Consider the following 24,445-nt stretch of genomic DNA (forward strand, 5'->3'; position numbering starts at 1 on the left):
ATGGGTGTTGAGAAGCCAGACCTGGGCTGGTGGGAGTGGGTCTGGACGTACGTCGTCGCGCCCATCGCCGGGGGATCGGCATGGCCGCTGACCGACGAGGACCAGGTTAGGGCCAAGGCAGCCGAGTGGCGCGCCCTCAAGGCTGACCTGGAAGCGTACGGCCAGGACACCTCAGCGTCCCTGAATGACCTGGCCGCGCTGTGGCACGGTCCGGACGCCGAGGCGTTCCGGCTGAAGGCCCACTACATCCTCGGCGCCGTTCAGGAGCTGTCCAAGGGTGCCGACGGCCTCGCCGAGCAGGCCGACCAGGCCGCGCTCGCCATCGAGTACGAGAAGTACAGCATCGTCCTGTCGGTGCTGTGGTGCTGCTTCGAGCTGGCGGCGATCCTCGTCGCGACTTTCTTCACCGGGGGGTTCGCCGCGCTGCTCGGCGCCGCGCCGATCACCATCGCCCGTTCCGCGGTCGCGCAGGCTGCCAGGCAACTGATGGAGATCCTGTCGCGCATCTTCGTGTCGAAGCTGGTGCGGGAGGGGTTCGAGGAGGCGCTGCAGGAGGTGCTCACCTCGATCCTTGCCCAGGCCGCCCAGATCATCGAGGGGACCCGCGACGGCTTCGACCCGACGCTGCTGCGGGACAGCGCCCTGGGTGGCGCGGCAGGAGGCGTCGCGGGTCAGCTCACCGCACCGGCGCTCGGACTCGGCAAGGCCGCCCTCGGCCAGAACCCGGTGGTGAAGGGTGCGGGCGACATCCTCCTCGAGGGCGTGCACGACTCGTTCGCCAACAGCGTCGGCAATGCGACGGTCAACAGCCTGGTGTACGACCAACCGGTCAACCTGAGCGACTTCGTCCCCGGGCTGGGCGAGGTCGTCGCAGGCGGTATTCGGGAACGGATCGGCGACCAGGCTCACCAGAGCTACCAGCGAATCGGCGACGCGCTCGGACTGTCGAACCTGGGCACGCCTCCGGTGGCCCCCGCGCCCGACCAGACGGGAACCCCATCGGCGACGCACCCGTCGGCACCGACCACGACCACCACGACGACGCCGACGGGTGGTGGTGCCGGCGGTTCGGTGGGCTCTGGTGGGTCGGTTGGTGCTGGTGCTCCGGTGGGTTCCGGCGGCACGGTGGGTGGTGGTATCGGCGGTTCGACGGGCTCCGGTGGGTCGGCCGGCGGTGCGTCGTCCGGCGGTGCCGGAAACCAGGACGGAAACGCCGGGTCGCCCAGGCCGGGGGAGCAGACGCGCCAGGGGGGCGGCACGCCGATCGGATCGAGCGCGCCCGAAAGCCCCATTCTGGGCGGCCCCGACACCAGCGGCCAGACCGGCGACCGTCCAGACGTCCGGACCGCGGATCCGTCGGGCGGCGCGGAGCACGGCCAGTCGCGGCCGCCGGAGGGCCGTACGGAGATACCGGGCGCGTCTGCCGGCACGGACACCGCCGGCGGCACCGTCACCGCCCCGGTGACCGGCGCCGATGCACCCCATCTCGCCGATGCGGCCGCCCCCGGCGTCTTCGGGGTCACCTCGCCCACCGCGGACTCCGGTGTCGGCCAGGTCGCCCCGGCGGCGGGTCCGGCCGGCCAGCCCGGGACGGTGGCAACCGGTGTCGGAGCCGGCGCGCCTGTCGGCGGTACGGGGCAGCCGGCCGTACCGCCGGGGTCGCAGATCCCGGCCACGGTTGCCTCGGCGGCGGGCACCGGTGCGGTCGCCACCCCGCCGGCTCCGTCGAACCCGACCGCTGCGTCCGCCCCGTCGAACGCGGCCGCGGTGACGGGCACGACGCCCACCCCGTCCCCCTCGACCGGAACGCCCACCCCCACCGCGTCGGGTGGCACCTCCGCTCCCTCCACCGCGGCCGGCACACCGGGCACGGCCATCCGCGGTGGTACGCCGAACCCGGCGCCGGATCCGTCGTCCGCGCCTGGTCGAGAGGCGCGGCCGGTCGCCGGCAGGACCGGCGGACCGCGTGATGGCCGCCCGCAGCGACCCCGGTCGGAGACTCCGGCGCCGGACGCCACACCGCAGGACGACGGGTCACCGCTACGCCCGCCACTCGACTCCGATGCCTCGGCGGCCGCGGCCCGGCGCGAACCGGCGCACCGGCCCGCCGGGCGGCGCACGCCGCCGGGAAGCGAGCCGGACGGGCCGAGGCCGCCACGAGAGGTGCACGGGGACCCGGTGCGGGCTCCCGATCTGGTCGGCACCGGCACGGGACCCACCGACACCTCGCGGACCGCGGTCGAGCAGCCGGGCGCGCCGGCCGGGGTGGGCGAGGCGGATCCGGTTGGCATCTTCGAGCGCCTCTGGGCGGTGTTGCAGCAACGGGTGAACACGGGCCTCAGCGGCCCGGTGCAGTTCGACCCGGCGGCCAGGACCGCGCGGGTTCCGGCGCCGGCCGGTGGTCCGGACCTGCTCTTCACCGTGGCCTCGACGCCGGAGGGGATCCGGGCGCAGCGCAGCAGCACGCCGGAACGCCTGGCGGACGGAAGCCTGGTCATCCGGGTTGTCATCTCCAACCGGTTGCCGCCCGGGGCGCGGCTCGATCCGGGCTGGTCCCAGCGCGACGTGTGGCTCAGCCGGATCGTCGAGCACGAACTCGCCGAGCACGGGGCCCTGCGTGCCGGCGGTTTCGTGGCGCGGACCCGCCGGCTGATCCGCGGCCGGACACGAGGCGCCGGCCAGCCCGACGCCCTCGCCCGCGGCGCCGACCCGGCCGCCACCAGACTGACGCCGCACGACGAGGGCCACCGGGCCGAGGTGCGGTATCTGGTGCGGGAGCTGGTCGAGCACCGGGCCGCCAACCGGGACCTTGCCGTCCGTGAGGTCCAACGGCAGCTCGGCCTGCTCCTGGACAGCCTCGGTGTCGGTACGCCGACCCGGGACGACCCGGAGGCCGCGCACGCGCCGGCGCGGCTGAACCTGCTGAACCTGAGCCCGGACGAACGCGCGATCGTCGACCCGCTGCTTCCCCATGACGCCGCCTGGCGCACCGACCTGCTGCCGCACGAGCAGACGCGGACCCGCACCGCGCTGACCGAGGCGTTCACCGAGCTGGCCCTGGTCGGCGCTACCGGCCCACACCGCAGACGCAGGCCGGTGACCGTCAACGTCACCTGGGCCGGTGGCGAGCGCATCCAGGTGCAGGTCGGCGGCGCGGCGCCCCGGCAGGTGAATGTCCGGCCGCTGTTGCTCCGGCTGTCGCACAGCGGGCTGTACGGCACGGCACTGTCCACCCTGGCCCTCGACGAGCTGAGCCGGCTGCTCTTCACCGAGATCGGAACCGCGCTTGGTGGCCACAATGGTGACCAACCCCGGTTCGCCAGTGCGGACGCCCTCGCCGCGTATGCGCTCGCCGAGCGCCATCGTACGGGTCTGCCCGGGGACCAGCGGTTCGAGCCGGCAAGGCGGGAGGTCCGCCGACGGTTCCAGGAACGGCTGGAGCGGCTGACCCCACAGCAGGCGTGGGCCCTGGCCGAGGACCTGCGGGACGACCGGCTTCGAGGGCTGGTGACGGACCGGTTCGGGCCGGGGCCGGACCCGGTGTTGGCACGGCGCAGGTCGGTCGCGCTGGCCGAGGAGACGGTGGCGACCGGATACCGCGCCGCCGACGCGGCCCAGGTGGTCCCCCGGGGACCGTCCCCGACCCCGGCCCCGTCCGGCGGGCACTCCGCGCCCGGCGTGGCCGGCCCTTCCCCCGGCCCGGACCGGTCCGGCACCCGCCCCGGTCCCGAGGGCGAGCCGGCAGGGACCGACGTCATCTCCGCGAGCGCCCTTCGGATGGCGTACGAGTCGTACCGTGAGCGGCGCGAGCGACTGGACGCGTACGAGGTCGAGCGGGCCCGGGCGGTTCGGGCGCTGAACGAGACCGGAGATCCGGGCGAGCGCGCCGCACTTCTGGCGCGTCTCGGCGAACTCGACGATTACGTGCTGCCGACCGCGAGGCAGGCTGCGGCGACGGCCCGGGCCGAGTTCGAACACGGGCTCGACGCCGTGATCGCGGCGCACGCGGAGGCCGAGCGGCGGCTGCGGCGGCAGGATCCGGCGCAGGACACCACCGGTCAGCGGGCGGCCCGGCTCGCGGAGCACCAGGCGCTGCGCCGGGCGTGGGAGTCGGCCCGGCAGACGTACCAGGGCCTGCTCGACCGGCGCGGCGTTCTGCTGGATCTGGCGGTCGAGGCTGACAGTCTCCGGTACCAGGCCGAGCAGATCCGCGACCGGGCCGGCCGGCGGACGCAGGGGCGTCGGGCGCTGACGAGGCGGGCGGACCGGCTGGAGGCCAGGGCCGACTGGCTGGACGCCGTGGTCCGCACCGAGCGGACCAGACTGGAACAGCGGCGGCGCGCCTTCGTGGACCAGGTGCGCGCCATCGAGGACCTGCACCGCGATTCGCGCCGGGGCGGCCCGGACACCCGGTCGCAGCGTCCGGGCCCCAGGCCGGGGGCGGCCCAGCCCCGGAGCACCGAAGAGGTCGTCCAGTCGGGGGTCGCGGCGCGCGTCGACGCGGTGCACCAGGCGGCGCTTCGCGCGGTGGACCGGAGTGACTGGCTGACCCTCGACGGCGACCTGCTGGTGGCCAGTCCGCCGGGCGGCCAGGCCACGCGGATCCGGCTCACCCTGCGGCCTCCGTTGGACCCGACCGGGTCACCGGACGGATTCGTGGTGCGGGTGGCGGACGGTCGACCGGGATCGCCGCTGATCACCGAGCTGGAGCTCGACATCGACCGGATCGCCCCGCTGGGTGTGCGGCAGCCCGATCTGACCCGGGTGGTCGGGGCGGCGGTCGTGGCCGGGGTGGCGCGGGCGGTCGAACGGGAGCGGCGCCTGCGTCGCCGTCGGCGGGCACGACCGTCCCCGGCCGAGGAGAACCGGGCCGCCGACCTCGCCGAACTCCGTTGGGAACTGCAGGCGCACAGCTCGCTGGTCCGGGAGCGCGGCACCGTGGCGATGCTGCTCGACTGGGCCGCCGGGCGGGAACCCACGGTCCCGAAGGGCGTCGACCCGGGCCTGATTCCCACCTACGCCGACCTCTTCGGGCCGGACAGGCGCCCGGACCCCTCCGCGATTCCGGAACTGTCAGCCCGGCTGGACGAACTCACGGCCGCCGAGGCGCGCAGCAGGCGCCGGATCGCCGACCTGCTGGAGCGGACCGGGGCGCTTGCCAGGCGCCGACGGTACCGGCAGCTGGCCCAGGCCGTGTGGCGCGCGGCGCCCGGGCGCAGGGACCTCGCCGACGCCCTGCGCTCCGCTCGTGACCTCGGCCAACGGGAGCGGCTGCAGCGGGAGCTGCGGCCGTACGGGCCGGCGGTGTACCAAGTCGGAACCGGGCGGGTGCCGGCCCTGGCCGCCCCGGCCGCGCCCCTGCCGGTCGCGCCAGAACCGAGGTTCGAGCTGCAACGGACGAGTCCGAGGATCGTCCTGCACGAGCACCTCGAGGGAACGGTGCCGCCCGGCACACTGCTGGAGATCGCGCGCCGCAACGGCATCGACCTGGGTGTCGACACCGCGGCGCAGCTGGCCGAGCGCTATCGCTACCGGAACTTCGACGACTTCCTGGTTGCCTGGCGCCTGATCCGGCCGGTGCTGCAGACGGAGTCGGACTTCCGCCAGGTGATGCTGGAGTACGCCCGGACCGCGGCCGAGCAGGGCGTCGTGTACATGGAGGTGATCTTCGCCCCGGCTGGCGCGATCTTCGACGGTGTCGACTGGCGTGCCGTGTTCGACGGCTACACCAGCGCTATCGCCGAGGCGGCGGAGCGGTTCGGCATCGTCGTCCGCCTCACCCCGGAGATCTCCACCAGCACCGAGCCGGCTGTGGCCGAGGAGGTGGCCCGGTGGGCCGTGGCGTACCGCGACCGGGGAGTGGTCGGGTTCGGGCTGGGCGGAGAAGTCTCCAGAGACTCGCTCGCGCCGTACGCGGAGGCGTTCCGGATCGCCCGTGCCGGCGGCCTGGGTGTGGTCCCGCACGCGGGCGAGACGGACGGCCCGGAGGGGGTCTGGGCCGCCCTGGAGTTGGACCCGGTACGAATCCGACACGGTATCCGGGCCACCGAGGACCCGGAGTTGATGGCGGAGCTGGCCCGCCGGGGTGTGGTGCTCGACGTCGCCATCACCTCCAACGAGCGGACCGGTGCGGTGTCGAACCCGGTCGAGCGGGTTCGCCAGCTCGTCAGGGCCGGTGTCCTGGTGAGCGTCAACAGTGAGGATCCGGCGTTTCTCCACACGGATCTGCGCCGGGAGTTCGCGCTGGCCGAGCGTGCCGGGCTGGACGGTCGCCGGGCGTTCGAGGCCGGGTTGGCGGGAGTGCTCGGCGGCGACGAGGTCCGGGCCCACCTGCGGCGGCTCGCCGCGGAGGCGAGCTGGCCCTCGTCGTCGGCGGGTCCCACCCCGCCCCGAGCGGACCTGCCGGTCGCTCCGCTGGCCGCCGCCTCGGCCGAGGCGGCGCGTCGGCTCGCCGACAGCCTGGTGGTTCCCGCGCTGCGCGACGCCGGATTGATCCGAACGGCGTGGTGGGTCGACGGGCAGACGCTCGCGGTGCTGACCCCGGACGGCGAGCAGGTCGACGTCCGTCTGCCGGCGGTCGACCGGAACCAGGCCGGGCGTCGCGGTGAGCACCTGCCGGCTCTGGTCGCCGAGGCGGTGGTGGACCAGCTCTACCCCCCGCGGGCCGGTGACGTCCGCCCGGTACCGCGGTTCAAGGCTCTGGCCCGGCTTCACCAGGTGGCGCTCAGCAGCCGACTGGCCGCGTCGCTGCGGGCACCGCTCGAGGAGCGGATGCGGGATCTGGTCGAGGGCCGCCCGCCGACCGTCTGGTCCGACCCGGCCGAGCCGCCGCTTTCCGCGTACGAGCGTTACCTGGTCGACCGCCTCAGCCCGGACCAGGACGGGAGGCGACGACCGGATCCGGACCCCGACCGGCTGCGTGAGATCGCCGCCGCCGAGGCCGCGCTCACCGCGTTCACGGCCTCCTCGGTGACGGCCGGGCTGGTCCGGGCCGCCGCGTTGCAGCCCGATGGGCAGGTCGCGGTCACCCTGCCCGAGCTGGCACCGGATGGGTCGGGGAACAGGTCCGTGACGGTTCCCGTGCCGACTCTCGACCTCGCGGCACTGCCCGCGCTGGACCGGCAGCCGGCCACCGGGGTCGAGCTGGCCGTCGACCGGGCACTGCCGGCAGTCGGGCGGCAGCTCGGCGTCGCCCGCTCCGCCGACCGGGGCAGCCGGTTGAGCGAAGCCGAGCGGGCCGCGCTGCCGGACGTCGGCGAGTTGCACGGGTTCGCGGTGCTGCGGGAGCGGGTCGCGGCCCGCTGGGCGGCAGCGGTGGACCGCGCCGAACCGAACGAGGTGCTGGAGAACTTCGGCCGGCTGCTCGACGAACTGGACGCCGAGTTCGAGGCTCGCGCCGAGCGGTTCGGGTTACTCGCCACAGAGTACGGTCCGGCGCCGAACCAGGCTGGCCTTGGGCTCCTCTCCCCACACCTGCGCCAGTGGGTCGCGGCCGTCGAGCGTCGTCGCGCCCGTGGTGTCGGACCTGACGGGCGGGGCGCGGTCCCGGCGGCGAGCTCCACCGCCGTCGTACCGGCAGCGGGGGCGGGACAGCTCTCGCCGACCGGTCAGGATCCGGACGTCCCGGGCGGCGAGGTGGCCGGCGTGGACGAGATCGCCGAGACACTGGGCGGGTTGTCCCCGGTGGAGCGGCGGGTCCTGGAGTCGGTCGTACGGGTGCTGCCCACCATCAACGTCCCTGGTTACCGGGTGTCGCTCGGCTCGGACGCGGTCCTGCGGCTGATCCCGGACCGGCGCTGGCGGGCACGCGTCCGGGCGCGGCGTCCCGTCCGGATCTCCCTGCTCGGTGCGGGGACGTTCCCGGACCCGGCGAACCTGCCGAGGACGGCCTCCAACCTGGATGACGACGTCACAGCCTGGCTCACCGGCCTGATAGAACGGTCCACAGGCCGACGGTGGACGTCCCGGCGCCGGGACCCGGGATCGGGCCTCACCCCGCCCCGGACCGGTCCGTCCGGGTCGGGTACCCCGGCCCCATCCGGACCGCGTCCGGAGCTGGTCGTGCCGCCGCGGTCGGTGACCGGTCTGCCCGACCATGGTGCTCCGGCCGACCCGGCCGGTACCCGGGCCGACGCTCTGGCAGCGCTCCAGGGCCTGGAGACGACGCCGGCTGATGGGACCCCCCGGGCGCCCGCCGGGTACACCCTGACGTTCCGCTCCGACCTGGAAACACTGGTGGCCGAGCCGGGCGAGGGCAGCCGCGCCCCGGCAGTCGCGTTCCGAGTCGTCTCCGAGCCGCTCGCGGACGCCGGGACGGCGACCCGGAGGATGGGCCGGCAGACCCCGGACGGCGTGACCGAGGTGGAGATCGTCGTCTCGCCGACGATCCCGGTCCAGGATCGGCCGTCGGCCGTCCGGCGCGCCGTGGCCCAGCTGGTCGGGGAAACTCTCTGGGAGATCTCTGGCGACCGGCGGCGGGGCGGAGATCCCGCGCAGGCCGCCGCGGCGTGGGCGGCCTCGCGGGTGGCGTTCCGGCCGGAGGATGTCGCGGAACTGCGTACCGCGCTGGTCGACCGGGCCCGGTCGGCGAAGGACCGCCGCGCCGAGTACGACCGGCGGATCGGCCGGCTGCTCGACCGGCTCGGGGTCGGTCGGCCCGTTCCGGCGGGCACCGGCGCAACCATGGCGACAACCGACGCCGTCCGCGACGCAGTCTTGAGCCGGCTCGTCCGGGAGGTGGTCGATCCGACGACGGCGGGGGGCGGCCCGGCGCTCGACCCGGACGAGACGGAGACCCTGCTGCGGCGCCTCGCCGCAGCAGAGGCGCCGTGGCGTGCCTCGGCGCGGCAGCAGGAGGTGCGCGAGGCAATCCGGCAGGCGGTCGCCGACCTCGTCGACGTCGGTCTGCTGACGCGGTCTGGTCCGCAGACCGGCGGATGGCCCCCGAGGCCGGGCGAGTTGCGGACCCGCGACGGGAAGGCGATCGACATACCGGTCGCCGGCGAGATGATCGACAGGCTTGTTGGCTCCGCTGACATCGGCGAGCGACTGCGGGTGCGGGCCACCGTGGAGGTCGTCCGTCAGGTCGTCCGCCAGAGCGACCCGGGGTCGGGGGTCAGCGACCTGCAGACGGTCCAGATTCTCGCCCGTCTGCGGCAGCGGGTGTTGCCGAGCCGGCGTGGCGAGTACGACCGGATGCTACGGACCCTGCTCGACGGCCTGTCGATGGCCGATCTGGATGGGCTGCGCAACGAACCGCTGCCGGACGATCTCCGTCGGGAACTCGCTCCTCGACTGGTCGACCGGGTGATCGTCGAGTCGCTGCCGCTGCTCGGCGAGCTGAAGGTCCAGACCCCTTCGACGGACCTGTCACCGGGCGCGCCGATCAGGTTGACCCGCAGCGACGGCCAGAGGGTGGAGCTACCTGGGGCCTTCCACACCGGGCTGCGGGATCTGCTGCTGTCGCGGATGGCGGAGGGCCAGGACCTCTCCTGGCTCCGGGCCGAGGCCGCGGCCCGGCTCGGCGCCGCGGTGGCGTGGCGGTCGGGTGACCGGACACCGCTGGAAGGTGCCCTGGTCGCGCTCGGCCGGTTGCACGCGGACTCGTCAGCGCCGCAGGAGCGCCAGGCGGCCGCGCTGCGTGAGGCGATCGAGCAGGTGTCCCGGGAGATTCTCGCCGAGCACTGGCCGACCGTTCCGCGGCAGAGCAGCCTGACCACGTCGGCGGTGGATCTGGTCGCCCGGACGGAAACGCCGGAGGACGACCCACAGGTGGCGGTGCTGCGGTCTGGGACCCTCGACAGCCTGATCGAGAGGTTGGGGTGGCAGGTCGCCGCGGCACGGCAGGCGCTGTCCAGCGGCGCCCTTCCCGAACACACCGCCCTGGTCGAGATGTTCGATGAGGCTGTTCGGTCGCTGGCTGACCAGCTAGCCAGGGCCGAGCAGGCGTTGCGTGTCCGCGCCGAGGAGATCCGCAAGGCCCAACGGGACGCGGACGAGCAGGTGAGAAAGGCCGAAGAAAAGCGTGGACAGGATCTGCGCGAGGAGGCCAGGGACAAGTCGGATGCGGAGCTGCGCCGTGGGGACTGGAGCCGCTACGACGGCCTGGCGTGGCGCCGTAGGTGGGCGGCGGGTGCGCAGCTGCAGATCGCCAGGGACGATGCCGCCCGAAACGAGCGGCGGGCCAAGGCCTACGAAGCAGCTGCCACGGCGGCGAAGGCGGCGAGTGACCGGTTCGCGGAGCTCGTGGCCCACCTGCCGCAGCTCGACATCGCGGACGCGTCGCAGCGGTCCGCGGCGGTCGGTGACTTCCTGCAGCGGGTGAACGCGGCGCGCGGTGAGTACGGCACGTACCGGGCGCGCCTCATGCAGGCGATGCCGCGGGTCGCGTTGCACGCCACCGCTTCCGACGGCGACCTACCGTTCCGTCGGGCGCTGGCGAAGAAGATCCACGACATGGTGGCGGAGAGCCGGTCGGGCCCGGTGCCGACCGCCGTCGCGGCGGAGCTCGCTCCGGAGCGCTGGGAACGTGATCTCCTGACTCGCTGGCGTTACGTGGCGAGTGACGACGGCACGGTGTTCCAGCTCGGCTCGGACGCCGAGGTGCACATCAGATTCGTTCCGACCGGTCTGCCCGTCGAGGTTCCCCAACCTCCGGCGAACTCGAACAGGATGATTCTGGCGCAGTTGCCGCAGCATCCTCCGGGCAGTCGCGGCCTCCGTGCCGGCCTCAATCGAGAGTTGGGTCTGAAGTCGTCGTTCACGCTGAGCCCCAGCCTCATACCGGCGGGGCGGGCTCCGGTGTGGGACGCGGTGCGGGAGTTGCTGGGTGACAGGGTCAAGCTTCGAATCGGTGCCGGCTTCTCCCGACGGTTCTCGACGTTCGGTAAGGGGGACCGTTACGCCCTGCCCGGCCAGGTCAGCGACAACCGGCTCGGTGGGGTACTGGTCGACATCGCTGGTTACTGGGAAGTCCGCGTCCGCACCGCCGAGTCGCTGCGCCGGGCCCAGGAATCGGGACGGGGGGACGGGTGGAGCGACTGGGTCAAACTGACCCGGGGCGCCCCCGACGATCCCCTGTCCGCGCGGATGTGGGTGCCACACCCGTACACCGAACCGCCTCCGAGCGACGTGGTCCGGATCGACCCGGGGGAGCGCGACGAGCGGTTCCCCGAGCACTCGGTGACCGGGCTCACCGGACTACCCCGTGCCTACAACGCGATTCTGGCGACGCTCGACATCGACAACCGCAAGGTGGGCGACACGCCGGCCCGGCAGTTGTCGGTGTTCCTGTTCGAGGAGTATCCGGCCCGGCTGGCGCAGGCGGCCAACCATCCGCACGGGATCAGCACCGTGCTCACCGACGACGGCAAGCCGGTGGCGCGGGTCATGATCCGCACCGTTCCGGACCACACGAAGGCCCGGATGGTGGGCCGGCCGATTCTCAAGTACTACCTGGAGAGGTTGCGAACCGCGTTCGCCAACACCGCGGGTGGCTCGACGGCCGGCGGCGGCCGTGCTGCGGAGCTGACCCTGGTGATCCAGAGGTTGTTCGAGGGCACCCAGCTGGAGAACATCGCCGCCGGGATCGGTGAGTTTCTCGCCAGGGTGCGCTTCGTGCCGAGGTTCGACGGAAGTCGGGGCTGGAGCGACGGGTTCTCGGCGGAATTCAGCAACACCGACGTGAGCGACCGGCGTGCCACCGGATACACCCAGGGATACCACATCCCGCTGCGGCACGAGATCGTCGTGCACCGCTTCGACCAGGATGGGCCGACACCCATCCACCTCACCCCGGTGCCGGGCGAGGCGCTGTTCCGGATGACCGAGTCGGACGCCTACCGGTACGGCCTGCCGGTGGCTGCGGAGGCTCTCCAGCGGGATCCCAACGGCAGGGTGCGGTTGCGTGATGACCCGGTGTCCGAACCGCCGCCGGGGCGGGCTGGCCAGCCGCCGGTGTTCCTGGGTGACGGACCTGGCCAGGTGCCGGGCTCGGGGCCCGGTATCGCCGGGAACCTGACCGGCGTCGACGGCCCGGACGGGTTGCGCGCCCAGGTGCAGGCGGCACTGACCCGGAAGGGGGTTCTGCCGGAGGTGGATCAGGACGGCTTTCCGGTGTATCCCGACGGGAAGTGGCCGTCCACGCAGCAGATCGTCGACGACCTCGACAACCTGCAGGCGGTGAACGCGATCTCGGCCGAGTGGCTGGAGGCGCAGTACAACCAGGCGTCGCAGGACGGGGTCAGCGTCGACCTCACCCTGCGCCGTACCAGCCTTCCACCGAAGGTCGTCACGATCGTGGTCCAGCTCAGACAGGACGACTGGTGCTTCGAGGGGACCACGTCCGGCGAGGGTGTCGTCCGCCGCAGCCTTTCGTCGAGCATCACCACCCGAACGGTCGGGGTCGACGAGGGTGTCGGCGTGACGGCCGTCGGTGGCAACGCGAGCCTGGAGGGGCCCACCCCACAGGTGCCGGGTGCCAACGTCGACCTGTCCGGGGACGTGACCGACAGCGTCAGCGTCACCGACAGGCTGCAGATCAACCAGATGACCCTCATCGAGGGGACCGGGCCGACGGCGGTGTTCACCGTCAGACACGAGCTGAGGGCATGGTTGCTCGTCGACGACGGCGCGCAGACCGGGACGGGAGCGAACCGCTCGGCACCGATCGCCACGAGCCAGGGATCGGCCACGGTACTACTGCCGGCCGATCTGCTTCCGGAGACCGCGCAGCGGCGGCTGCCCGATCCGCCGCCGCCGGACCGGCCGCCCTCGCCGCGCGCGCAGCGGCTCGGAAAGACGGTGGCCATCGACGGGCGTGGACTGCTCGGCGCGGCGCGCAGGGTGCTCCTGCGCGGCGGCACGTCCCGCGGTGGCGCGCAGAAGGTGCGCGCGATGGTCGACGTGGGGACCATGGCGGTCAACGACGGGCCGCTCCTGGGTATCCCGTACGAAACCGACACCCTGGTGGATCCGGGGCTCCTGCCCGCGCCAGGGCCGTCCGGTGTGTCCGTCGAGTTCGACACCGAGCCCGCGGAGTTCGTGGGCTCCTGGCCGGAGGCCTACATCGGGCACGTCATGCTCGCGTTGGTCAGTGACGGCGTATCCCAGAGCCGCGACCGGGGCCGCGGTTGGGGAGGCCGGATCACTCCCTACGTGGGCGGCGGCGACGTCGCCACCGACCGCGTCGCCGGCGTTTCGCAGACGACGATCAGCGGCCGAGGCCACGAACGGATCTCCGTCAATGTCGTCAACCATTACGTCTACCGGATTCCGTTCAGGGCCCGGATCACCGGCGACCCGGATGTGGCAGCGGAGCGGGTCGACGGGCTGACCGTGGTGCGCGTCTGGTCGGAGCCGAGGGCGCTGGCGCTGTGGGTCGACGGAGAATTGCCGGTGCCGATGGACCAGGTGGCTGATGCCATCGAGCGGTACGCCAGCGGGTACCTGCACCTGGACCGGCACGTCGCGCTCGGGGTGCTACGACGGTACCGCGCGGAGCTGCGTCAGCACGGTGGCCCACGGCCGGGCGACCTGGCCGACGAGCGCTTCGACACCACGGACGGGTTGGCGACGCGGCTCGCGGAACGCCTCATGGAGGCATTCCCGGACGTGGACCTCCCGGAGGACGTCACCGACGCGGTGGACCGGATCGACTACCTGCTCGAGCACGGTCCCACCCTGCCACCCGTGCCGCCCGAGGACGCCAGTCTGCGCCTGCCGAACCGGTACCGCCAGCAGATCGGCGCCACCGGCATCGACGACGTGGTGCTCTTTCCCCTCAACCAGGGCCGCAACCACGTCGTCGAGGTCGGTACCCGCTTCCCGGCGGCAGGCGTGGCCGCGGCCCCGTCGCCCACGCCGAGCGCGTCCGGTGATCCCGCGGCGGGGGCGACGGTCGGAACCGGCCCGCCCGCGCCGCCGCCACCGTCCGCCTCGGGTTCCCGGCCCGTCCCGGGGTCCTCACCCGCTCCGGTGTCCCCACCCGCACAGGTGGCCCGGCGACCGCCGTCCCAGCCGCCGGCGCTGTCGTCCGGCGGGCCGCCGGAACACATCGAGCTCTTCGATCAGGTGCTGCGGCAGATCGAGACCGTGGCGCCGGGCGCGCTGTCGCAGATGCCCGGTCTGGGTGAGCGGCTCGCCGCCGAACTGTCCGGAAGACGCTGGGAGAGCCTCTTCGACCTGATCGTCGACGGCAACGAGTGGAAGATCAGCACCCGGATCGCCGTCGGGCGCTACCGGACGGCCGTGCTCACCGTCAGGATCAGGATCACCGACCTCGACGAGGGGCGGACGGTCGGCCGCGAGCCGACCGTGGAACTGATCGACCATCACTACAGCCGCGAGGAGTCGAGTCGGGGCGAGTCCGGCGCCCGCTCGACCAGCGGCGAGGGCCACTCCGGCGAACGGTCCGCCGAGGACGTGTCCGGCATCGGCATGCCTGTGGAGGACTCCGACAATTCGCCACCACTGCCCAGCACCGCCGTCAGTACGAAAACCGGCCGCGACACCGATGGATCGGCGACCAGACAGGACACGCTCCTGCTGCGCAGCAGTGGCGGCGAGGAGGGCGTCGTCCTGGTCCGGCGAACGGGCGTGCTGGTCAGTACCGTCTCCGTCTCGGAGATCGAGCGCACACCCGAGGCGGTCATGCGCTCCGAGCCCGAGGTGCTGAATGACGTGGTCGATCTGGTCGGTCTGGTCAGCGGCCGTCCGGTCGAGTCGACCCTGCGGCTCGGTGTCGCGTTTCTTCAGATGGTGCCGGTGCAGCAGATGGTACCGCCGACACGGTCGGAGCCCACGGGGCCGTTCCGGCCGCGTGACGTGCGCACCGTGTCGCTGCCGTCGAGGTTCGGGGTGGACCTCGTGCAGCACGGCACACTGATCGAGGACATTCGACGCCGGCTTGCCCGCCCGGATCTCCTTGGCCCGCGGGGCATGACGCGTTACCAGTCGCAGCTCGAGGCGGCCCTCAACTCGCTGACCACCAGCGCGAATCTGCTGCAGATGTTCGATGACAGCGGATACGACGTCCTGACGGTACCGATCCTGGAACGGCGGTTCGTCCGTGGCCGGCGTGTTCACCGACGGGGAACCCTGATGGCGGTGGTGAACGTCCGGGCCCGGGCGTCCAACCTGCGATCCGAGCCGATCGGCGAGGGCGAGCTCGGCCGTATCGAGCGCGGTCAGCAGACCTCCACGTTGTCCGACACCCATACCTGGCCGTCGCCGGTCAGCAGGTCCGGTGCCATGAGGCTGCCCAGTGCCGAGGACGGCGGCGTGGAAACCAGGGTGCAGCTGTCCGGCGGTGAGCAGGCGAGCACCACCTCCTCGACGACCCGGGGAGACCGCGACGAGACGAACCTGCACTGGAAGGGCGAGCTGTCGCACGTCGTCGTCGACGTCGCCTACGAGGTGACGATCACCGTCGTACGCCGCGGCAGCACGGGCGAACGGGTGGTCCGGCAGGTACGGCTGCCCCAGATCGGCACCGTCGGACAGGCGCACCTCCGGCTCCTCACCTCGGACGTCGACGACGTCAAGCGCCGGCTCACGACCGGCGGGTACGGCCGGACCTGGACGTTCGGCGAGCTGGATTCGGCGCCGACCTCACCCGACACGGGTCCGAGCACGCTGCCGGACACGTCGCACACCGCGCGGGAAGTGCCCGGAGCCCCGGCGCACCCGTTCGGACCGGCTCCCGACGTCGCGGCTTCGGCGCTCGCGCAGGCGATGCGGTCGATCCCCGGCCTGGAGGGGACGTTTGTCGACAAGCTGCTGGTGCCACCCGTGTCGGGGCTTCCGCGGCTCAGGTTCGAGGTCGGCCGGACCCCGCCGGGGATCCGGGCGTACCGGGAGGAGATCACCTCCGCTGACCGTGAACCGGCCGGTGGGCCGCCCGACGTCCGGGTCGTGGTGTCGGACGAGATCACCGACCCCGACCAGCTCCGGCGCATCATCCTGCACGAGCAGAGCGAGGCGTACGCGCTGCACGCGCGCGGCCCGGTGAACCGCATCCAGACCTGGTTCAGGCGCGGATCCACAAGGGACAGCCTGACCCCGGACAGCGACCCACCCGGGACCGAGCTGAGTCCACACGACCTCGGTCACCGCGCGGAGGTCGTGCTGCTGGCCCGTGAGGTGGCCGCCGGCCGGACCGACCTGGAACGCGAACTCGGTCTGCTGCTGGACGCGATCGGTGTCGGCGTGCCCGATCCGATGGCCCCGGCGGCGCGGCACGCGGACGACCGGCTCGCCATGCTCGATCTTTCCGGCGAGCTGCGACAGGTGGTCGATCGTGTTCGCGCGTCCGACGCCACCTGGCGGTCCCACCTCTCGACGAGAGAGGAAGCCATGGTCCGGGCGGCGATCGACGAGGCCCTTTCGCGGCTTCCGATGCGCGCCTGGTGGAATGGCGACAGGGTGGTCGAGATCGCCGCCGGTGACCGGACCCGCGCCGTGGACCTCACCCCGGAGATGCTGGCGCTGGCGAACAGCGGCCTCTCCGGACCGCGCCTCGCGGACCGTGCCGCCATCCTGGTGGGCGGGCGGCTGACCGGTGTCGCGGACCACGCTGCCACCGTCGTCCCCGGCACACAGGTGGCGGACCGGATGGCGACGCCCGCCGCCAAACGGGCCAGGCGGAAACATCGTCGGGAGACGCTCGACGCGCTGCGCCGGCACCTGGAGACCAGGTGGGAACTGGGGGGATCGGACGGCCAGGTACCCCGCGGAGACTCGTTCGTCCGGGGCATCGAGCCGCTACCCGAGCGGACGCGCGGTGTGCTGCACATCCGGGTGCATCCCCGTCGGGGACGGCCGGTCGACGCCCAGGTCCGGATCAGCGAGACAGGTCTCACCGACGAGTCGGGTGCCCGGCTGCGGGCCGCGAGCCGGATCGTCATCGACCAGAAGAGCGGCAAGCCCGAGTTCCGGATCGCGATCGCGCCGGACCACCCGAGCACCGACGACCTCGTCGCCACGCTCGCCCACGAGGCGGCGGAACTCGTCACCGCGATGCGGCGGCGGAGGTGGCACGCCGGGCCCGAGCACGAGCAGGAGAACCTCCTCACCCCCGGTGACCTGCCGGCGCGGTGGCTGCGCCGGGACCGGCTCAGCCCACACGACATCGGCGGGATAGCTGACCTGGAGACGAAGGTGCAGCAACTCGCCGTGGCGGTCGAGCCGGACGAATGGACGAGGCTCGTGCGGGACATCGAGGCGATCCGCCAACACCTCGGGCTGGACCCGTCCCGCGACGGCCGCTCCGCGCAACGGCGGTGGAAACTCGTCGACCGGCAGCTGCGGACGCGCAACCTCGGTCCGACCGCTCGCCGCTACTGGGCCGCCCTACACGAACCGAACTGGTCGAGGCAGGCACTGCGACACGGAGTCGCGGCGTACCTGGCCGAGTACGCGGGACAGCAGGTTCGGGTCGCCGAGGACGGCACCTTCGAGGTGTCGCGTGGTCGTGGTCGCGCTCCGCTGCGGTTGCGGCTCGCGTTCGACTTCATGCCGCCCGAGACCCTGGTCGAGACGATCCGGCGGCGGGACGGTTCGGTCCTGGTGCGGGTGCCGCTGGCGCTGGGTGACGACATCCGCGCCATCGCGCCGAGGGTCGCCGGGGCCATCGCCGAGGCGACAACCGGCGAGCCGCGGTCGCGTCGCAGGGCCCGCCGCCGGCTCGACCGCCTGGCCGAGGATGTGCCGGTGCCGGAGGAGGCCCACCAGCTCGGAGGTCCGGCGGCAGCACAGTGGACGGCCGCCGTCGCGCAGGCCCGGGCGTACGACGCGTTGTCGCGGCGCCGGTCGCTCGACCCGGGTACCGAGAACCGCCAGCGCAAGAGACGCCAGGTCGAGCACGCCCGGCTGGTTGAGCAGCTGCGGTCGATGGGGGTGTTGGAAGGGCAGGAGGACTTCGCCAGACGCTGGCAGGCGATCAGCCGGTCGCGCCGGGCCGTGCCGCAGGAACCACCGGTCGCTGCCCTGCTGCACCGGTGGGAGCGGGCGGATCCCGACGCCGGGATGGCGCGGGACGCGCTCTCGGACGTCGCCTCCGAGGCGGCCCGGTACGCGGGCCTGCGCGGCGCGGAGCTCCGCGACGGCGGGAAGACGCTGCGGGTGATGCTGGACGACGACCGGTTCAGCACGTACGACGTCGCGGTGCGGGTGGACCTGCCCACCGACAGCCCCAGCTTCGTGGCGTTGACCGGCGACCCGCAGCAGGGATGGTCGCTGCGGCTGCGACCGGATGCGAGCCTGGACGCGGTGGGGTTGGAGGCCACCGCGGCGTTGGCCGACCTGGTGCACCAGGCGCGCGGTGAGACCGATCCCGACAACCGGGCCGTCGAGGCGGTCGCGGCCCAGCTGCGGTATCTGGCGGACCGGCACGGGGTCTCCGACCGGCTGGCCCGGCAGGCGATCCGGGCGAAGGTCGTCGCGCTGGTGGACACCCTGCGGGTGGGTCCGCCGGAGTCGTGGTCGGAGCGGCGCAACCTCGTCATCTCCGCCGGCGAACAGCTTGCCGGGCGGATGGCGACCCGGCGGGTCGACCGGGCCCGGGAGCACGCCCTCGGCCTGATGATCGGGCGGGCCGCCCGTCGTGAGCTGGCCGAGACCGTCGCGCCGTACCTGCCCGACACCGGGTCGCCTCCGATGAGCGTGTACTTCCCGGGGCGGATTCTCGGTGCGCTCGCGTCGATCGTCGCCACCCTGACCTCGGGCACCATGGCCGGACGGTCGCTGACCCTGATGCTCGCCCAGACGGCCTCCAGCACGGTGGGGAACGCGATCGCGCAACCTCATCAGGATTACTCGCTGCGTCGCGTGGAGGACTCGGCGAAGGCGGCGAAGGCGCACCTGGACCGGCTGCAGGGACGGGTACGCCCGAGGCCGGCCGCCGGCGCGTCGCCTGCCGGTATCTCGCCTGCCGGCACGTCGCCCGCCAACAGCCCGCAGGGCGGCGATCCGGCGTCCTCGGATGCGCCCGTCGTGCCGAAACCGTACTGGTGGCCCTTCTACCGCAAGCGGACCCTGCCGGCGGTGCTGGGAGCCCTCATCCAGGCGTTCATCATGCTCGGCGAGTATGGTCCGCGGGCGGCGACAGGCCTGGCGCAGCCGCTGCTCGCGGGGGGCGCCTCCGGGGCGAGTGACCACCTGGCCGAGCGGCCGGAGAAGCAGGCGCGGGAGGACCGCAAGCACGAGGTGCGCCAGCGGCCCGACGGCAAGCGGGACGCCACACTGGCGGAGCTGCATCACGTCGCCGCCGAGACGCGACAACGACTCACCCGGCAGGCGGAGGCCGGGACGCTGGTGCCGGGCACGCCGAGCGAGATCGACAACTGGCGGCAGGCCAGAGCCGATCTCGAACGGGCCCGGCAGGAGCTGCTCGCGGACGCCGCGAAGCATCGGGAGACGCTCCGCACGCGGCGCAGGCTCCGTCGGATGTTGTGGAGGGGCACCCTCGCCAGCGACGTCCTCGGGCGTCCGGCCAAGGCCGCGGGACGGGCGGTGACGGCGCTGGCCCGCCGGGTCACCCGACGGCAGGCGGCGGCCCCTGCCGCCGGCACGCCGAGTACCCCGCTGCCGCCCGGCATGGCCCCGGCCAGACACTACTGGCTGCGGTCGGTGGTCCCCACCGCGGTCAGCGCGGCGGCCACCATCGGCATGACGGCCATACTCGCCCCGGGCAACCTGGGTTTCGTCGTCGTGACCGGGATCGCGTCGGCGTTGGCCGGGCTCGGCCTCGGCCAGGGCTGGGTGTTCCACCGCCGCGACGAGATCGACGACGAGACCTCACTCGCGGCGCTGCGCACGCTGCGGCACGTCGAGGCGGCTCTCGACGAGGTGGACCAGGTCCTTGCGCTGCTCGGCGACCCGAATGCGCCGTCGCGTTCGGCGACGCCGCCGGCGAACCAGGCCGGCGGTTCGAAACGGCGGCGCTGGTTCCGGCGCGGATCAGGTGCGGTGGCCGGCGACCGCTCCGCCGACCCGTCCGACAGCCACTTCCTCTCGGTGGCCGTGATGAAGCACGGACCGGCGGCGGTGCTGCGTGTTGGGGCGATCCTGGTCGCCGGCAAGCTCATCCTGCCCGAGACGGTGCGTGGACTGGACAGCGACCTGCTGATCGCGGTGACTGCCGCGCTCGAGGCGGGTAAGGAGGCCGTCTACGGGGTCGGTGAGGGGCTGTACCGCCGGTGGGCCGCGCTGCGCAGTGCCGAGGGCGAGATCGTCACGGGCCAGGACAAGGCTCGCGGGCTGCCGTACACGGGCAGGGAGATGTCCGAACACGCCCGGAAGCTGGCCGCCGAGGGTGCGGATCTCGCGGCTGAGGCCAAGCTTCCGCCGTCTGGCCCGGCGCGTCCCTCGTTCGTCCGTCGGGCGGCCGGTGCGGCGTCGACGGCGGCCCGACGGGGAGCCGACAGGGCAGCGGCGGCGCTCCGGCGGGGGTGGGACGAGACGTCGGCGGCGGCCCGGCGTGGGTGGGGCGAGACGTCGGCGGCGGCGCGGCGCGGCGCGGACCGCGCGTCCGCGGCGGCTCGGCGCGGGTGGCAGACGGTGGCGGCGCGGGGACGCAAGATGGCCTCGGTGGCCCGCTGGGGGCTGGCCAACCCTCGCGCCAACGGCATCGAGGCGATCAAGCGGCTGGTCCGGTTCGACCCGATCGACGTCGCCACGGGCGACATGGTGCTGACCCAGACCGACGTGGAGTTGCCCGGCGTCCTGCCGCTGCTGCTCTCCCGAACCCACCTGTCGTCGTACCGGCTCGGCGGCTGGTTCGGCCGCTCGTGGGCCTCCACGCTGGACCAGCGTCTGGAGATCGACGACACGGGGGCGTACTTCGCCACCGCGGACGGGATGATCCTGGTGTACCCGGCGGGCGACGAGGGCGGACCGGCACGGCTGCCCGTCGAGGGCCCGCGCTGGCCGCTACGCCGTCAGGCGGACGGTAGGTACACGGTGACCGATCCGTCGCAGGGCGTGAGCTGGCACTTCGCCCCGGTGACGGACGACCCGGTCGCTCCGCTGCCCCTGGTGGCGATGACCGATCGCAACGGCCACCGGATCGACCTGCACCACGACCGGTACGGCACGCTGCTTGCGGTCACCCACTCCGGCGGTTACCGGGTCCTGGTGGAGGTCGACGGGGACCGGATCGTCGGGCTGTCCCTCGCCGACGTGCCGGACGAGCCGGACGGGTCCCGGCTGGTCCGGTTCCGCTACGACGACGCCGGTGACCTGGTCGAAGTCATCAACTCCACCGGCCTGCCCCTGCGGTACGAGTACGACGCGGACGGGCGGATCGTTCGCTGGGTGGACCGGAACCACACCGAGTACCACTACACGTACGGGCCCGACGGGCGCTGCGTCGCGACCGGTGGCACCGGCGACTTCCTGGCGGGCCGGCTCGACTACGACCACGAGACCCGCACCACCACCGTGGTCGACTCACTCGGTCACGTCACCCGCTACCGCTTCAACGAGCTGCTGCAGGTCGAGTCGGTCACCGACCCGCTCGGTCACGAGACCCGTTACACCTGGGACCGGTACGACCGGAAGCTGTCGGAGACCGACCCGCTCGGCCGAACCACCCGGTACGGCTACGACGAGGCCGGCAACCTCGTCGAGGTGGTCCGGCCGGACGGATCGCGGGCCACCGCCACCTACAACGCGCTGCACCAGCCGGTGGAGGTGGTCGACTTCGACGGTGCGGTCTGGCGACGCGACTACGACGAGCGCGGAAACCCGATCAGCGTCACCGACCCCACCGGGGCCACCACGCGGTACCGCCACGACGGCTCCGGACGCCTGGTCGAGGTCGTCGATCCGCTCGGCGGCGTCCTGCGGATCGACTCCGATCCGGCCGGGTTGGTCCGGCGGGTGGTCGACGCCAACGGCGCCGCCACCACCTACCGGCGGGATCCGGCGGGCCGGGTCGTCGAGATCACCGACCCGGTCGGTGGGGTGACCCGGCTCGGCTACACCCCCGAGGGCCGGCTCGCCTGGCGGCGGTCACCGGGCGGGGCGGTCGAACAGTGGCGCTACGACGCCGAGGGCAACCTGGTCAGCCACACCGACCCGACCGGGGCGAGGACCGAGTTCGAGATCGGTGCGTTCGACCTCCCGGTTGCCCGGACCGACCCGGACGGGCGCCGGCTGACGTTCGGGTACGACACCGAGCTGCGGCTGACCACGGTCACCAACCCGCAGGGGCTGACCTGGCGCTACGCATACGACCCGGCCGGGCGGCTGGTCGCCGAGACCGACTTCGACGGCCGGACCAGGACCTACCTGCGCGACGCCGCCGGGCAGGTGGTGGCCCAGACCAACGGTGTCGGCCAGCGCGTCGACCTGGTCCGCGACGTCCTCGGCAACGTGGTGGAGAAGCGTGCGCCGGAGGGGGTCACCTGGTTCGGGTACGACCCGGTGGGACGGTTGACGTACGCGTCGACACCGGAGGTCGAGCTCCGGTGGGAGCGAGACCCGCTCGGCCGGGTGCTCGCCGAGATCCGGGACGGGGTGTCGGTCACCTCGACGTACGACCGGATCGGCCGGCGGATCAGGCGGCGCACGCCGTCCGGAGCGGAGAGTGTGTGGGAATACGACGCCGCGCACCGAGCGGTGGCGCTGCACACGGGTGGGGAGACGATCCGGTTCGGCCACGACGCGGGAGGTCGGGAGGTCCGGCGCAGTGTCGGCGCCCTGGTGTTCGACCGTACCTGGGACCCGGACCATCGGCTGTTGTCCCAGGTCGTCGTCGCGAACCCCGGTGGGGCGCCGGGCACGCCGCCGGACACCCCGCGGACGATCGCCGAGCAGGCGTACCGGTACCGGACCGACGGGCATCTGCTCGCCGTCACCGACCGGCTCACCGGCGGTCGTGAGCTGGAGCTGGATCGGGTCGGGCGGGTGACCGCGGTGCGCGCCGCCGGCTGGACGGAACGGTACGCGTACGACGAGGTCGGCAACCTCGTCCACGCGGACTGGCCGGAGGCGGCGACGAGCGCCGACGCGCGGGGCGAGCGGCGGTACCGCGGCACACTGATCCGCCGGGCCGGCAGCGTCCGCTACGAGTACGACGACGCCGGCCGGGTGACGCTGCGGCAGCGTACCCGGCACTCGGCCAAGCCGCTGACCTGGCGGTACACCTGGGACAGCGAGGACCGGCTGGTGGGGGTGACCACCCCGGACGGCACCCGCTGGCGCTACCGGTACGACGCACTGGGCCGGCGGGTCGGCAAACAGCGGCTGGACGGCGACGGCGGGGTGGCCGAGCAGGTCGACTACCACTGGGACGGTGCGCTGCTGGTCGAACAGGTGCACCGGGGGTCGGCCGGCGACCGGATCAGCACCTGGGAGTACGCCCCCGGCTCGTTCACCCCGGTCAGCCAGACCGACGGGCTGGTCGACCCGGACGACCCGGCCGAGGTGGACCGCCGCTTCTACGCTGTCGTCACGGACCTGGTCGGCATGCCCACCGAACTCGTCACCCCCGACGGTGAGGTCGCCTGGCGGCAGCGGACCACCATCTGGGGCGTTCCGACCCACGTCACCGGCACCGGGGTCGATTGTCCCCTCCGCTTCCCGGGCCAAATCCACGACCCGGAAACCGGGACGTCGTACAACTACCACCGCTACTACGACCCGGACACCGGCCGCTACCAGAGCCCCGACCCGCTCGGCCTCCTTCCCGGTCCCGACCCGCACGCCTACGTCCCCAACCCGACCGTCCAGATCGATCCGCTCGGCCTCGCTCCGGCCGGCTGCGGCGGCTCCTCCAGCGGCGGCCAGCTGATCGCCGGCCCCAACCCGGGAATCCTCCGGTTGACCGCGACCCGACCGAGTTCCTCGGAGATCGCGGCTGCGCGGTACATGGCGGCGCGTGGAGGTCACGTCATTCTTCGCGACCCCGTCGGCACGAGGCCCGGAGGAATGACGAGCGACCTGCTGGTCGACGGTGTTCGGTGGGATGTCTATTCGCCGACGACCGGCTCCGTCACGAACATCATCGGACGTATCGCCAAGAAGTATTCGCAGGTGCACGGCGGAGGTGTGATCGTCGACCTGAGTCGCACGGGTCTCTCGACCGCTGATTTCGCCAACGCGCTGGCGCGGGTCAATGGGATGATCAGGAGCTGGAACAAGAGCGAGTTCATCGGCGAACTGATATTTATAGGCGGGCAGTGATGGCGAAGATGGCGTGCGCGTGTGGGACGATTCTGAGGGACGACGATCCCGAGGCCAGCCTGTTTCTCCTGTCCTCCCGTGAGTTCGACGTGGATCTCGGCGCCGTCCAGCTTCTCGGCATGGCGAGACTCGTGCTGCACTGCCCGGTGTGCGGGCGGGTCTGGATCTATTGGAGAGATGGCGAGAGGGCGACGGAGTACGTGCCGTCCGGGCAGGTGTCGGAGGGCGCTTCTCCTGGTTGAGCGATGGGTGCGATCGT

Annotated in this window: 2 protein-coding genes; both read left to right on the plus strand. The window is 73.0% G+C overall.

Annotated elements, in window-relative coordinates; all coding sequences use genetic code 11:
• Positions 1-24,186 carry a DUF6531 domain-containing protein gene (locus EF879_RS08155; protein ID WP_123556360.1) on the plus strand — a complete coding sequence of 8,062 codons (24,186 nt, stop codon included), beginning with the start codon at positions 1-3 and terminating at the stop codon, positions 24,184-24,186.
• Positions 24,186-24,428 (plus strand): hypothetical protein, encoded by a 243-nt coding sequence (locus EF879_RS08160; RefSeq protein WP_148086383.1) that lies wholly within the window; start codon positions 24,186-24,188, stop codon positions 24,426-24,428. Before EF879_RS08155 ends, EF879_RS08160 begins: the two co-directional genes overlap by 1 nt.
• The last annotated feature ends 17 nt before the right edge of the window (positions 24,429-24,445 follow it).

This window comes from Micromonospora sp. HM5-17, assembly GCF_003762835.1.
Taxonomy (GTDB): domain Bacteria; phylum Actinomycetota; class Actinomycetes; order Mycobacteriales; family Micromonosporaceae; genus Plantactinospora.

Excerpts from the sequence above, each read along its gene's own strand:
- EF879_RS08155 (WP_123556360.1), top strand. The coding sequence starts at position 1 with ATGGGTGTTGAGAAGCCAGACCTGGGCTGGTGGGAGTGGGTCTGGACG.
- EF879_RS08160 (WP_148086383.1), top strand. The coding sequence starts at position 24,186 with ATGGCGAAGATGGCGTGCGCGTGTGGGACGATTCTGAGGGACGACGAT.